Origin of the sequence: Clavibacter sp. VKM Ac-2873, from assembly GCF_015351075.1 — a bacterium.
Classification (GTDB): domain Bacteria; phylum Actinomycetota; class Actinomycetes; order Actinomycetales; family Microbacteriaceae; genus Clavibacter.
This window is the reverse complement of the sequence record NZ_JADKRS010000007.1, coordinates 13,828-26,814: the sequence shown is the minus strand read 5'-3', so window position 1 is coordinate 26,814 and position 12,987 is coordinate 13,828. Positions and strand designations below refer to the sequence as shown.

Annotated in this window: 11 protein-coding genes; 8 read left to right on the top strand and 3 right to left on the bottom strand. The window is 68.4% G+C overall.

The window, feature by feature from the left end:
• Positions 1-27: 27 nt before the first annotated feature.
• Both ITJ44_RS15450 and ITJ44_RS15445 read left to right on the top strand, forming a co-directional pair.
• The gene (locus ITJ44_RS15450; RefSeq protein ID WP_194636435.1) at positions 28-3,924 is read left to right on the top strand and encodes a DUF11 domain-containing protein; all 3,897 of its coding nucleotides are present in this window, start codon (positions 28-30) and stop codon (positions 3,922-3,924) included.
• Complete coding sequence (locus tag ITJ44_RS15445; protein ID WP_228495232.1) at positions 3,917-4,564, top strand: class F sortase; 648 nt, start codon at positions 3,917-3,919, stop codon at positions 4,562-4,564. Before ITJ44_RS15450 ends, ITJ44_RS15445 begins: the two co-directional genes overlap by 8 nt.
• A 287-nt stretch (positions 4,565-4,851) precedes the next feature.
• On the opposite strand, the gene ITJ44_RS15440 is transcribed toward ITJ44_RS15445, so the two are convergent.
• Positions 4,852-5,661 carry a thioredoxin domain-containing protein gene (locus tag ITJ44_RS15440; RefSeq protein WP_194636433.1) on the bottom strand — a complete coding sequence of 270 codons (810 nt, stop codon included), beginning with the start codon at positions 5,659-5,661 and terminating at the stop codon, positions 4,852-4,854.
• Positions 5,662-5,881: 220 nt separating this feature from the next.
• Between ITJ44_RS15440 and ITJ44_RS15435 the strand changes: the two genes are divergently transcribed.
• Entirely contained in the window at positions 5,882-6,793 is a 912-nt protein-coding gene (locus tag ITJ44_RS15435) for a GAF domain-containing protein (RefSeq protein WP_194636432.1), read from the top strand.
• Positions 6,790-7,206 carry a hypothetical protein gene (locus tag ITJ44_RS15430; RefSeq protein WP_194636431.1) on the top strand — a complete coding sequence of 139 codons (417 nt, stop codon included), beginning with the start codon at positions 6,790-6,792 and terminating at the stop codon, positions 7,204-7,206. The genes ITJ44_RS15435 and ITJ44_RS15430 overlap by 4 nt, the downstream gene beginning before the upstream one ends.
• 46 nt (positions 7,207-7,252) lie before the next feature.
• On the opposite strand, the gene ITJ44_RS15425 is transcribed toward ITJ44_RS15430, so the two are convergent.
• Positions 7,253-8,653 carry an alpha/beta hydrolase-fold protein gene (locus ITJ44_RS15425; protein WP_194636430.1) on the bottom strand — a complete coding sequence of 467 codons (1,401 nt, stop codon included), beginning with the start codon at positions 8,651-8,653 and terminating at the stop codon, positions 7,253-7,255.
• Positions 8,654-9,077: 424 nt separating this feature from the next.
• Between ITJ44_RS15425 and ITJ44_RS15420 the strand changes: the two genes are divergently transcribed.
• From ITJ44_RS15420 to ITJ44_RS15405, 4 genes are all read left to right on the top strand, one after another.
• Complete coding sequence (locus tag ITJ44_RS15420) at positions 9,078-9,827, top strand: ABC transporter ATP-binding protein (RefSeq protein WP_194636429.1); 750 nt, start codon at positions 9,078-9,080, stop codon at positions 9,825-9,827.
• Positions 9,828-10,433: 606 nt separating this feature from the next.
• Entirely contained in the window at positions 10,434-10,748 is a 315-nt protein-coding gene (locus tag ITJ44_RS15415) for a hypothetical protein (protein WP_194636428.1), read from the top strand.
• A 205-nt stretch (positions 10,749-10,953) separates the two neighbouring features.
• A complete protein-coding gene (locus tag ITJ44_RS15410; RefSeq protein ID WP_194636427.1) occupies positions 10,954-11,499 on the top strand; it encodes a M15 family metallopeptidase in 546 nt (181 codons plus the stop codon).
• Between the two features lie 45 nt (positions 11,500-11,544).
• Positions 11,545-12,330 carry an HNH endonuclease family protein gene (locus tag ITJ44_RS15405; RefSeq protein ID WP_194636426.1) on the top strand — a complete coding sequence of 262 codons (786 nt, stop codon included), beginning with the start codon at positions 11,545-11,547 and terminating at the stop codon, positions 12,328-12,330.
• Between the two features lie 210 nt (positions 12,331-12,540).
• Here ITJ44_RS15405 and ITJ44_RS15400 read toward each other — a convergent pair whose 3' ends face one another.
• The gene (locus ITJ44_RS15400) at positions 12,541-12,858 is read right to left on the bottom strand and encodes a winged helix-turn-helix domain-containing protein (protein WP_228495231.1); all 318 of its coding nucleotides are present in this window, start codon (positions 12,856-12,858) and stop codon (positions 12,541-12,543) included.
• Between the last annotated feature and the right edge of the window lie 129 nt (positions 12,859-12,987).

Below are 12,987 nucleotides of genomic sequence, written 5' to 3'. Positions count from 1 at the left end.
CGTAGTAGAAGCCTCACGGCTGTCACCGTGACTCTCGCGATCCTCGCCGCGTCACTCAGCGCCTCGGCGCTCGTGACTGCGCCGTCGGCGCAAGCTGCCGCAGGTAGCCCCGGTACTCCTGGTGAGCCGACGACGGTTTACGAGGAAGATTTCCAGAATGCCACTGTGAATCCCGTTCAGCGGCTCACCGACTACACCGGAACAACCGGTCAAAAATATACAGCCGACGAGGCCTGGCTCAAGAACTGCAACGGCTGGATTGCCTCGGCGAATGAAGACTTGGATGCGGCCGCGCCGATCGCTGATTGTGGTACGAGAGAAGCGTGGAACAATGTTCAGCAGTTAGCGCGTGCGATTGCAACCAATAATGGCCAAGCGGCTTCGACGGCAAATGGCAACTACGCTGTCTCCGCCTATACATCTGGCCCCGTACCGGTGGGGGCTGGCAAGGTCGAATTCGAGACCGCCACTAACGTTCCGTTTGTGGCATCAAACAGGTTCGTTGCATTTAGTGTTGACGTCGCCGCTACAAGCTGTGAAGTATCCGCTCCACTGCTGCAATTCCAGCTCATCAACGACGCAGGAGAAGCGTCGAATGCCGGACCCGTAGTTAATGGATGCACGAACGGCAATACCGTCGCGGCGCCTGCGCTTGGGAGCGGTAGTGCCAAGAACGTCAATGTCAAGACTGTCCGCAGTAACGATGGGGTGCTCTTTACCGGGTCCACCATCGGGGTGCGCATGCTCAACAACAACGGGTCGAACGGCGGCAACGACCACGCCTTCGATAACCTGAAGATCCTTGACGTCACGCCGCAATTGGACAAGTCGTTCAGCCCGGCGCTCCAACGCACAGGCGAAAACTCGACGCTGACCTTCACGGTCACGAACACGAGCGAACTCGGCCAGAAGAACGGCTGGTCGTTCAAGGACCAGCTCCCCTCAGGTCTGACGCTCGCGAATTCGACCGTTGGCGGCACGTGCAACGCGACTACAACCGCGAGTGCCGGTGGTGACACCATCGACGTCACCAATGGCAGGCTCGCGACGGGCGACAAATCGTGCACGATCACCGTTCAGGTTACCTCTGCGACCGCCGGGACCTACTCGAACTGCCCGACCACGAACGTGACGACCAGCGGCCTCGACCTCCCCGCTTGCGCGAATGTCGAGTTCCGCGACCCCTCCTACACGACTTCGAAGAAGGCCGACAAGTCGGTCGTCAACGCGGGCGACAGCATCACGTACACCGTCACGGTGAAGAACACCGGCGGCGTGCCGTACACGGCCGAGAGGCCGGCGTCGTTCACCGATGACCTCTCCAAGGTCACCGACGACGCCACCTACAACGGGGACGCGACGCAGGGTGCCACCATCAACGGCAACACCCTCTCGTGGTCAGGAGCCCTCGGGGCCGATGAGACGAAGACGATCACGTACTCGTTCAAGGTGAACAACCCGGACACCGGTGACCATCAGCTCGACAACGCCGTGACCCCGGATGGTCCGGGCGGAACTTGCGAGACGTCGGGTGGCTGCGAGACGAGCACGCCCGTCCGGTCGTACGGCGTGACGAAGAAGGTCGACGCCGAGGCAGTCAACCCGGGGGAGACCGTCACCTACACCGTCACGGTCACGAACACCGGCCAGGTCGCCTACACGAACCAGGAGCCCGCGAGCTTCACCGATGACCTCTCCGATGTCACCGATGACGCCACCTACAACAACGACGCGTCCGACGGGGCCGTGGTCATGGGCAACACCCTGACGTGGTCGGGTCCGCTCGCCGTGGGTGAGACCAGGACGATCACGTACTCGTTCAAGGTGAACACCCCGGACACGGGTGACAAGCACCTGAAGAACGTGGTCGTCCCCGACGGCCCCGGCAGCAGCTGCGACGGCCCGTGCCGGACGGACGTGCCGACGCGCGCGGGTACGGTCACCAAGTCAGCGGACAAGACGACTGCCAACCCCGGCGATGTGGTCACCTACACGATCACGCTCACCAACACGGGTCAGGCTCCGTACACCACGGAGAACCCGGCCGGCTTCACCGACGACATCTCCCAGGTCGTCGACGACGCGAAGTTCAACGACGACATCAGCGGTGGTGCCACGCGTGACGGCAACACCATCTCGTGGAAGGGCGCGCTCGGCGTCGATGAGGTGAAGAGGTTCACCTATTCGGTGACGGTGGACAACCCGGATACGGGCGACCACGTGCTGAAGAACCAGGCCGTCCCGACGGACCCGACGTGGGGCGTGCCTCCGCCGGTGACCGTGCCGGTCAAGGAGTACAAGGTCGAGAAGTCGGCGGACACGGCGAACGTGCGTCCGGGTGAGACGGTGACGTACACGATCACCGTGACCAACACCGGTCAGGTCGACTACAGCGACGATGACCCGGCGGGTTTCTCTGACGATCTCTCGCAGGTCGTGGACGATGCCGAGTACAACGGCGACATCGATGGTGGTGCGACGCAGAACGGGAACACCCTGTCGTGGCAGGGCGCGCTCGCGATCGGAGCTGCGAAGACGTTCACGTACACCGTGACCGTCGACGACCCCGACACGGGAGACCACCTGCTGAAGAACCAGGCGATCCCCCGGGATCCGAACTTCCCGCCGCCGCCGGAGGTCGTGGTGCCGGTGAAGGAGTACAAGGTGGAGAAGTCGGCTGACACGAGCTCCGTCAAGGCCGGCGACACCGTCAAGTACACGATCACGGTGACGAACACGGGCGGTTCTGCCTACACGGACGAGGATCCTGCGGGCTTCTCGGACGATCTCTCGCGGGTCCTCGATGACGCCACGTACAACGAGGACGTCACCGGTGGTGCGACGAAGGACGGGAACACCATCTCCTGGAAGGGGCCGCTCGCGGTCGACGAGGTCAAGACGTTCACCTACTCGGTGACGGTCAACACCCCCGACACGGGCGATCACCAGCTCAAGAACCAGGCTGTCCCGGATGACCCCACCCTCACGCCGCCGCCGGAGGTCGTGGTGCCGGTGAAGGAGTACAAGGTCGAGAAGACCTCCGACAAGCCGGACGCCGCTCTGCGGTCCGGTGAGACGGTCACGTACAAGATCACCGTCACCAACACCGGGCTCGTCGACTACACGGACGCGGACCCGGCCGGGTTCTCGGACGACCTGTCGATGGTCACCGATGACGCGACCTACAACGGAGACGTCACCGGTGGTGCGACCGTGAACGGGAACACCGCTTCGTGGTCCGGCGCTCTGGCGGCCGGCGCGGCGAAGGAGTTCACGTACTCCTTCACGGTCAACACCCCGGACACGGGGGATCACCACCTGAAGAACCAGGCCGTGCCGAACGATCCTGACTTCCCGCCGCCGCCGCCCGTGGAGCACTTCGTGCCCACGTATGCGGTTGCGAAGTCGGTGGACAAGTCGAGTGCTGCTGCGGGTGATCGGGTGTCGTACACGATCACGGTGACGAACACGGGTCAGGCGGCGTACACGGATGAGAAGCCGGCGTCGTTCACGGACGACCTGTCCGAGGTGCTGGATGATGCGACGTACAACGGGGATGCCAGCAATGGTGCGACCGTGTCGGGTCAGACGCTGTCCTGGAAGGGTGCGCTCGGTGTGGGGGAGACGAAGACGGTGACGTACTCGTTCACGGTCAACGATCCCGACACGGGTGACAAGCAGCTGAAGAACGCGGTCGTGCCGGCGGATCCGTCGGGTTCGTGCTCGACGGCGGGTGGGTGCGCGACGACGACGAACATCGTCCCGGATCCGCCGCGGTTCCCGACGGTGTCGACCGGTGGGATGACGCTCGGTTCCGCGCAGGTGTGGCCGATGCTCGGGCTCGCGGGTGGTTCGGTGCTCGTGCTGCTGGCTCTGCTGGTGCTGCTGATGGCCGGTCGTCGCCGTGATGGTGACAGTGTCTGATCGACAGACGCAGGTGCGGCGCCGGCGATGGATCCTCATCGCCGGCGCCGCCGCCGTCGCCGTCCTCATCAGCTCGAGCATCGGGATCGCTCGCTACCTCTCGAGCCCGCTGGACTTGGCGGGCAATCATGTGGCGTACGAGGACTTCTCGCCGCCCTCCGCGAAGGAGTCAGATGCGGTCGAGCAGGTCGGCACGGATCGGTTCATCGTCGACTCCGTCGGCCTGAACGTGCCGTTGGGGGCGCTCAAGTCGGTGCGCGGTGTGATCGAGCCCCCTGGCTTCACGTCCGCGTACTGGGTGCGCGATCAGGGGGTCGCTCCGGTGGACGGGGCGAAGGGGACCGTCTTCGTGGTCATGCACTCGTTGCGCAACGGCGGGTCGGGACCGGGTAACTACCTCATCGACGTCGACAACGCGTCATCGAAGGTCGGGCTCGGCGCGAAGATCGTCGTCGACGACACCTCGTACACGGTGACGGGCACGCAGACGATCGACAAGCCCGCCGTCGCCGAGGCGTCGGCGGTCTGGGAGAACGTGCCAGGCCGGCTCGTGGTCATCACCTGCCTCCAGAAGCCCGGCGGCACCGCATCGACGCAGAACGTCATCATCGAGGCCCAGCAGGATGGGGTCACCGGGTAGCGAACACGGGCAGGGTCTTCTGCTCGGCCCATGCATGAATGCATGCATGGGCGAGGGGGCCGTCGTGGCGCGACGCCCTGCGCGAAGACGATGCGATGCACGAAGGGGCCGCACGCGGAAGGCGTGCGGCCCCTTCGTCGCGTCCGGACAGCGCGCGAGGTGCGGCCATCCGTCGGAACCGGACGGGCTCGAGCGGCGCGGCTGCCAGAGGGGCCCGGCATCGTCCTGGCCGCTCGTGTCGGCGTCGCGGTTCCCGGAGGCGCATTCCGGCCTCCGGGAACCCCGAATCACGGGTTCGCGATCCCGTCCGGGAGGACAGCGCCTGCGGCCATCAGGGCATCCACGAGGCCCTGCCCCGTGGTGAACGTGATCGTCTGCTCCCCGACCCGCAGCGTGGGGACTCCCGTCACCCCGTCATCCGCGGCCGCTCGGGTGTTCGCGTCGATCCAGCCGGTGAACCCGCCTCGCGCGGTGCATGAGGTGGTCTCCTCGCGGTCCACGCCCTTGGCGGCGAGCCACTTGGCCATGTCCTTCTTCGTCCAGGAGTCCGTCGTCGCCGAGTGATCCTGGAAGAGCGCGGAGTGGATGCGCGGCCAGTCGGCGGGATCGTGGGCGAGCACGCATGCTGCCGCGGTCCCGGCGACCGTCCCGTAGTTGCTCACGATCCGGAGCGGGTGGTAGGCGATGCGCACCTGCCTCGTGGCGATGATCCGGTCGAGGAGCGGACCTGAGGCGGCCTCGAACGCCCCGCAGTGCGGGCAGGAGAAGTCCTCGTAGACGTCCAGCGTCACGGGCGCGTCAGGGGAGCCGACGAGGACGCTGTCCAGCCCGGTGGCCAACGGGGCCTCCTCGGCGACATGCGCCAACACGACCCTCGTGTCCACGGAGGGCGGCATCGACGACTCCAGATTCGCTTGATGCGCCACGACGATCGTGATGAGGACGGCGAGCAGGATGATCGTCATCACCGAGGACACGGCCAGGCGGATGCGGATCCGCTTGCGCCGCTCCGTGACCGCGTCGAGGTCGCGGGCTGCTCTGGCCTTCTCCTTGATGCCACGGACGCGCTGACGCGCCTCGGAGTTCTTCTTGCTCATCGGATGGGTTCCTTCTCTTGTGGAGGTCGTGGTGGTGACTGAGCTCGGTGCCGTCGGGGGAGGGCTGGGCTCGCGACGGCGCCACCCTGGTCCTCACCCGAGACGGCCGCAAAGCCGTCTCCCCGGGCACCCGGACTTCACCCGCTCGCGATCGGCGGCCGTCCCGCGGCGAGCTACGGTGAAAATCAGATCGACACCGGTACCCGACGCCCTGCCGCGCGTGCCCGAGACCAGCGATCCGGGAGGCGCGGCAATGGACTCGATCGGACGTGTCGACGACAGCGCCGTCCTCGCCGCGGCGACTGAATTGCGGAAGGCCACGACTCACGGGTCCGATCTCTGCGGCCCCATCGCCGTCGCCCTCGGCACGGACGGCGCGGCGGTCATGACCATCGGCGACCTGCTCGGCACGGCCGTCGTGTGCGCCACGTCCCCGGGCTTCGGCGCCCTGGCCGGCCTGCAGCTGGACCTGGGTGAAGGGCCATGCTGGCGGGCGGCCTCGACGGCCCAAGTCGTGGCGGAACCAGACATCCATGCACGCCGCGAAGGAGGACGTGAAGGTCCTCACCACCGGGCTTTCCGCGATGCCCACGTCGGCGCCGTCCTCTCCGTGCCCATGACCGTGGCCGGCACGAGCATCGGGGCCGTCGACCTCTATTCCTGGAATGCGAGACCGTTCAGCGACGTGCAACTGCACGCGGCGGAGACGCTGGCCAGCATCGCCGCCCGCCAGGTCCTCTACCGGGCCATGCTGCCGGACGACCGCGCGGACGCCGACGAGCTCACATGGGGTGATGCGTCGTCGCGTCGCGTCGTGCGGTTGGCGGTGGGAGCGATCGCGGACCAGACGGGGGCGACGAGTCAGGGCAGCATGCTCATGCTCCGCAGCCGAGCCACGGAGCTGGGCATGACGATCCGGCAGGCCGCCGCCGAGATCGTCTCGGGCGCTCTTCCCGTGAGGAGCCGAGATGACACCCTGTGGCTCTCCGAGGAACCAGGTGGAGATGTGAGCCATCACGACCGGCGACCGGTGGAGGGCGTCGCGGTCCGTCCCGCGTCGGAGATCCGCGTGGCCACGGGTCCATCTGCCGCCGGTCCGATGCCCCGGTCCGGGGAGCTCGAGCAGACATGACCGATCCCTACCTGGCACTCGCGGGATCCCTGAGAGATGTGGCCGGCGCGCTCGACCTGGCCGCGGACCCCGCTTGGGGCTCGTTGACGATGCTGCAGAGGACGCTCCTCTCGCTCCTCGAGCACCCCGAGCCGGTGGATCGGAACGCCCTCGCGGCGCGCTCCCACACGGCTCGAGCCGCGGTCGTCCCGAGCCTGCGCGCGCTGGTCGCGCGAGATCTCGTGAGCGAGCTCCCATACGGCGCCGGCTCGACCGTCGCGTTGACCAGCCCGGGGTGGCGTCTCCTGACGGAGGTGAGCCTCCGTCGCCGCGATGCCCTGGAAGGAGCGGCGGTCGGCCGAGCGCCTGCGCTGAGCCCCCATGACGCTCGGGAGCTGACGCACGTCCTCGAGAGGTTCCTGCGCTCCGTGTGAACGTCGGCGTCGGCATGGACGGCGTCGTTCGACGATCGTGAGGCGATCACCGCGCCACCGCGAGGTGCTGCGCCAGCGTCGGGAAGGCGTCCTTCACGCACTCTCGGACGGTCCGCCAGTCGTGCGCGCTCCCGCTGACGAGGTGGAGTCGCGAGTCCAAGCCCGCGGCTTCCGCGGCGGCATGCAGGGCCTCGGCGGCGGGGCGGAACTTCTGATCCTGGTCGCCGACGCAGAACAGCGCCGTCATCGTGGCATACGGCGCGTTCCTCGCCAGGATGTTCTGGGGGAACGCCGCCTCGTACGCGGCCTGATCGCCGGCGAACGCGACGTCCACCGTCGTGGGCCCGGCGTATGGACCCAGCTCGCCGGCTATGTCGAGGAGGCCTCCGAAGACATCGGGTCGGCTCGCCCCGAGCTGGGCCGCGCAGGTGCCGCCCTGCGAGAAGCCCATCACGCCCCAATGCGTCGGGTCATCGAGGACGCGGAGATGGCTCCGGATCCACGCCGGGACGTCCTGGGTGAGATACGACGCCGAATTGCCGATCGGGGAATCGACGCACATCGGGTTCGCGTCGTGAGCCCCGAGCTGGTCGGGGATCACGACGATGGGCGCCACCCCCTGATGCTCCTCCGCGTATCCGTCGAGGATGCGGTCGAGCCGCGCGGAGACGATGAGGTCGAGGGGGGCGCCGGGCTCGCCGGCGAACGCGATCACCACGGGCAGCTCGGGCGCATCGGGGACGAGCGCCGCGGGAGGCAGGTAGACGATGGCGTCGCGCGCGGAGAAGCCGGACTCCGTGCCGGGGATCGAGACCGTGCCGCTCCTTCCCCGCAGGGGTTGCCCCTCCCTCCCTCCTGCACCTGCGGCGCCCCCCGCCGACGTCGCGGCTTCGGAGCCGGGGGTCGAGAGCGGTCCGGGGATGTCAGCAAGGTCCAGGGGACCTACTCGCACCAGCCCGAACGCCGCCGCGATGTTCGGGTACTCCTCGACGTCGGAGTTGATCCCGATCGCGCCCGAGAGCAGAGCCACCGGCGCCAAGAGGACCGCCAGCGTCTGATGGAGGATCCGCAGCCCGCGAGGCGGAGCGGCGCGCCCACCGACTCCCGTGACGCTGCGACGGCTGAGGACGATGACGACGATCGCCACCCCGAGCTCCGCCATCCCCACGGCGATCCACGCCCTCGTGGGAACGGAGAGCCCGAAGCCGAAGGAGACGAGGACGTCGCTGACCAGCCACCCGAGCAGCAGTCCCAGCACGGAGCCGACGAGCGCACCGGCCGCCAGGTGCGCGACCGTCCATCGGGGGGAGCGCGCCTGCGCACCGCGCACACGCCGTCCCCGCCGTGCGAGTGCGGCGAGGAGCGCCAACAGGAGCAGCGGGGCGAGGGTCCCGACAGCGACGAACGACGGGGAGATGAGGGACATCTCGCCGAGGAAGTGACGCACGATGCCTCCTCTGCGTTCAGATGATGGGGCGCTGCCGCCACGCTGGTGCTGTGCCTACCTGCCGCACCACCGCCCGGGCCGAGCTCGCGGGACGACCGCCGTGGTGCATGTCGTGGCGCACGGCTACGCCGGGGGTCGATACCTTGCCGCAGCTTGCCGCACCGTCCGCCCGCATCAGCGCCGTCCGGCCGCTCGCACCGGCATATCGTCCTGGGATTCATACCGGATCGATCCGGCGTGGCGGGGACGCACCGTCACGCCTCGTCCTGGAGCGCGGGCAGCCTCACCTCGGCTCGCCTGCAGTCGCATCATCACCCGGCCGAGCGTCCGGGACGCCGGTCGTGCAGATGTCCGCCGGGCGGATGACGAGGCCGACTCTCGCGGCCGATGACAGGGACCGCGTCCCGTTCGTACCTTCGGGCGCATGGTCATCACGAGTCCCTCCGTCGTCGCCCACATCGTCGCCGTGCGCAAGACCTATGGCGATGCGTCCCCCTCCACCGCACTCGACGGGGTCAGCCTGTCGATCGTCGACGGGGAGCTCACTGCGGTCATCGGCCCCACCGGGGCCGGGAAATCGACGCTGCTGAAGGTCGTCGGAGGCCTCGACACGGCGATCGAGGGGCACGCGTACCTGGGGGACGTCGACATCACCGGGATGCGCGAAGACGACATCGGCCCCCTGCGCCGGCGCGACGTCAGCTTCGTCTGGCCGCTCGACCTCGTCCCGACGCTCGACGTGATCAGCAATGTCCGACTCCCGTTCCTCAGGAGCGGCCGGCCGATGCGCCCGGAGGACGACGACCGCGTGAGGGAGCTGGTCGCCTCGTTCGGTCTGCAGGAGCAGCGCTTCCGCTTCCCGCACGAGCTGACCTGCGGTCAGGAGCGCCGCGCGGCCATCGCCCGTGCCCTCGCGTCCTCGCCCCGCCTCGTCCTCGCGGACGAGCCGACGGACGATCTCGACGCGTGCGTCGGCGCCGAGGTCGTCGCGCTGCTCCGGGCGTCGACCCGTCAGTACGGGCAGTCGATCCTCATGGGCACCCACGATCCGTACGCCGCCTCGCAGGCCGACCGAGTCATCTTCCTGTCGGGCGGTGTCATCGTCGGTGACCGGCGACGGCTGGACGTCGATGACATCACGCGGATGATGGCTGAGATGGACCAGGTCACCTGACCGCGGCCTCACGCGACCTCACCGCGTCGCGGAGCGGCCGACAACCGTCGCTGGAAGCGGTGATCGAGGAAGACCCCGTCCTCCTCCGCCCCGGGTTCGTGGAGGCGAGCGCGCTCCGAGGAAGCGTCATCGAGGTCCAGCAGCACGCGGGCACAGCGGATGAGATGTCCGAGCTCGCGGGGGACGCATCCGCAGCCGCTCCCTGGCGCCGGGCCGGGCCCGTGAGGCGCGTGCGCTGGTCCGTCGTCCGGAGGAGGCATGTCCATTCCTCAGAGGGATGCCGCGCATGCGGCGGCACGAGACCATTGCGGAGAAGGTCGGCGATCGTCTGCGGTTCGCCTCCAACGATGCACGAGGGTCCTGCCGGCTCCTCCGTGGCATCCGATGGGGGACCGCACGCTCGGGGGAGAGTGACGGGGCCACCATCGGCGGCGTCGCGATGCGTACCGCTCGACATGCTGCGGCCGTCGGGACATCGCGGCCACACGGCGCGGCGCATCCGCGCTCCGGAACGCCGGTCGCACCGCTCCCGCGCCATTCGCCGTCGGCCCCGACGGCCTCTCGTGCTCGCGAGCGGTGCCGGCACATGAAGACCATGAGGGAGACATGACCACACAGCTCGACGCCCCCGTGCACTCGGAGGGCTCCGGAGAGGGCGATGCCAGCGCCACGGCCCAGCTCATCGTCTCGGACCGCGGAATCCTCAGCATCGGCCTCGGACTCCTCTCGCTGGTGCTGGGATGGACCATCGTCGTGCCCCTGATCGGCGTCTGCCTCGGCGTCGCCGCCGGCACGCGGCAACCGGCATCACACGGTGCGGCCACATGGGGCGTCGTCCTCAACGCCTTCGCCCTCTCCGTCTGGGTCGTCATCGTCATGTTCTCCCTGGCGAGCAGCTTCATGTGGGCGGGCCGCGCCTGACCTGCCCACACGACGACGACCCCCTTCCTTCCGTACTGCTCACCACCCCATCGACCTCGACCCCGAGGCATCGATCCCTCATCAGGAGGCTCGCATGAATGACTCGACCCACATCCCCCGACACGGTCGGGAGCGCCGTGACGTCCGCCGGATCATCGTCCTCTCGATCACCTGCGCCGCGGTCGCCCTCGCCGCGGGGGCGTTCATGACGCAGCCCCGCGAGTCGAGGGATGAGGTGACAGGACCCAGCGGCGATGGCTCATACGAGACCCAGATCGGCGACGCGGCGCTGACCGCGGACGACGGGATCATCTCGGATTCCCTCGGTGTGGATGTCGATTCGGATCTCCCGGCCATCGAGAATCTGGATCCGGACCTGCACGAGGCGCTGCGGAAGGCGGCGGCTGCTGCAGCAGCTACGACGGCGGAGAGATACGGCTTCGACCTGCTGATCACGAGCGGCTGGCGAAGCGAGCGCTTCCAAGACCAGCTCCTGAAGGATGGCATCGAGAAATACGGCAGCGAGAAGGCCGCTCGGAAGTACGTGGCCTCGAGCGAGGACTCCCGTCACGTGAGTGGCGACGCCGTGGACATCGCGGATCCGGACGCGCAGCTGTGGCTCGAGGACCACGGCTCGGAATTCGGCCTCTGCCGGACGTACGCGAACGAGACGTGGCACTTCGAGCTCGCCACGACCCCGGGCGGCACCTGCCCCGAGCTGCTCCATGATGCTCGGCAGTCGCGTCCCTAGCTCGCCGCTCCCCGTCGGCGCGAGCCGCCGGCGGGTGGAGCTCCGGTGAGGTCACGGGCCGCCTGGGCTGCGCTCGCCCTCGGCGGTACCGCCATCACCGTCCTCGGCGTCCTCGCTTCCCTCGATTCCTCAGGCCGAGAGGCGGACCCCCTGCCCCCCTCCCGCGTCCCGAGGCGGGACGTCGCCCATGCGCTCAGGGACGCGGGTCTCGTCGATCACGGACTGATCGACGCAGCAGCCGTCCGCGCTCTCGTCGACGGCGCGCCGCCGCCGCCGCCCCCTGATCGGCAGCCCGCCTACGACCGCCATGCCTTCGGCCCGTCGTGGAGCGACACGGACCGCAACGGCTGCGATCAGCATGAGGACGTCCTCGCGCGCGACCTCGTCGCCGTCAGCGTGGTCCCGGGGACGCAGGGCTGCGTCATCCACTCGGGCAACCTGGCCGATCCCTACACCGGCCAGGGGATCGACTACGTGCGAGGCGCCGGCACGAGCGCTGCGGTGGAGGTCGACCGCATCGTCCCCTTGCCGTGGGCATGGTCGCACGGTGCGGCGGCATGGCGCGCTGACCAGCGGGAGGCGTTGGCCTCGGACCTCGAGAACCTCCAGGCCGTCGACGGGCCCACCATGCGGGACAAGCGGGAGCAGGGCCCGGCGGAGTGGCTGCCGCCCGGGGACGACTACCGGTGCGTGTACGCCGCTCGCTTCGCGTACCTGGTCAGCCAGTACGGGCTGGCGTTGGGTGAGGGGGATCGGGAGGCCTTGCGGGCGGCCAGCCGCACCTGTCCCGCGCTGGAGATCGTCGATCAGGGCGTGGAGATCATGCGCTGACGCCACGTCACATCGTCTCCTCGCGGTGCGGCATGTGGATGAGGCGGAAGCGCAGCACGCCACCCCGACCGTCGGCCGAGATGGGGCCGAGGAGGACTGCAGCCCGCTCTCCTCGACGTCCGCCCGGGGGAGACGGTGATCGATGACCGGGCCGTTCGGCGCGGGCGAGGGCATCGCAACACCCGCGTCGAGACCCTGGCGAGCGGCGCCTCAGCTCAGCACGAACTTCGCGAAGTCGAGCGTGTCGGCGGCGACGCGATCGCGCAGGGCCCAGTACCTCGTCGGCGAGGGCTTGCGTCGGTAGGAGGCGTCGGCGTCATCCGTCACGTATCCCGCTTCGGTGAGGGCGTAGATGGCCTCCCTGCAGGCGGCGGCGGACATGCCCAGCTCCCGCATCAGCTCGTCGAAGACGACCGGGCCGCGCAGGAGGTGGCGGAGCACGATCACCCGGGACGGGGCTTGGACCAGCGTGTGGAACGCGATCACGTTGTCGGGCGCTCCACGCTGGCGCAGCAGGTCCTTGGGCATGTGATGGATTGTCCCAGTTCCTCGGATGACCTCACCTTCCATCGCGGAGAGCGATCTAGTACCCGGGTGACTTCCGACATGAGGAGCAGGATGGCGACGTGCACCATTCGTCAGAAACCAGTACTAGAC

Bases quoted from the DNA above. Each gene is read 5' to 3' on its own strand.
- ITJ44_RS15440 (WP_194636433.1), bottom strand. From the start codon at position 5,661: ATGAGCAAGAAGAACTCCGAGGCGCGTCAGCGCGTCCGTGGCATCAAG.
- ITJ44_RS15430 (WP_194636431.1), top strand. From the start codon at position 6,790: ATGACCGATCCCTACCTGGCACTCGCGGGATCCCTGAGAGATGTGGCC.
- ITJ44_RS15420 (WP_194636429.1), top strand. From the start codon at position 9,078: ATGGTCATCACGAGTCCCTCCGTCGTCGCCCACATCGTCGCCGTGCGC.
- ITJ44_RS15415 (WP_194636428.1), top strand. From the start codon at position 10,434: ATGACCACACAGCTCGACGCCCCCGTGCACTCGGAGGGCTCCGGAGAG.
- ITJ44_RS15410 (WP_194636427.1), top strand. From the start codon at position 10,954: ATGACGCAGCCCCGCGAGTCGAGGGATGAGGTGACAGGACCCAGCGGC.
- ITJ44_RS15400 (WP_228495231.1), bottom strand. From the start codon at position 12,858: ATGCCCAAGGACCTGCTGCGCCAGCGTGGAGCGCCCGACAACGTGATC.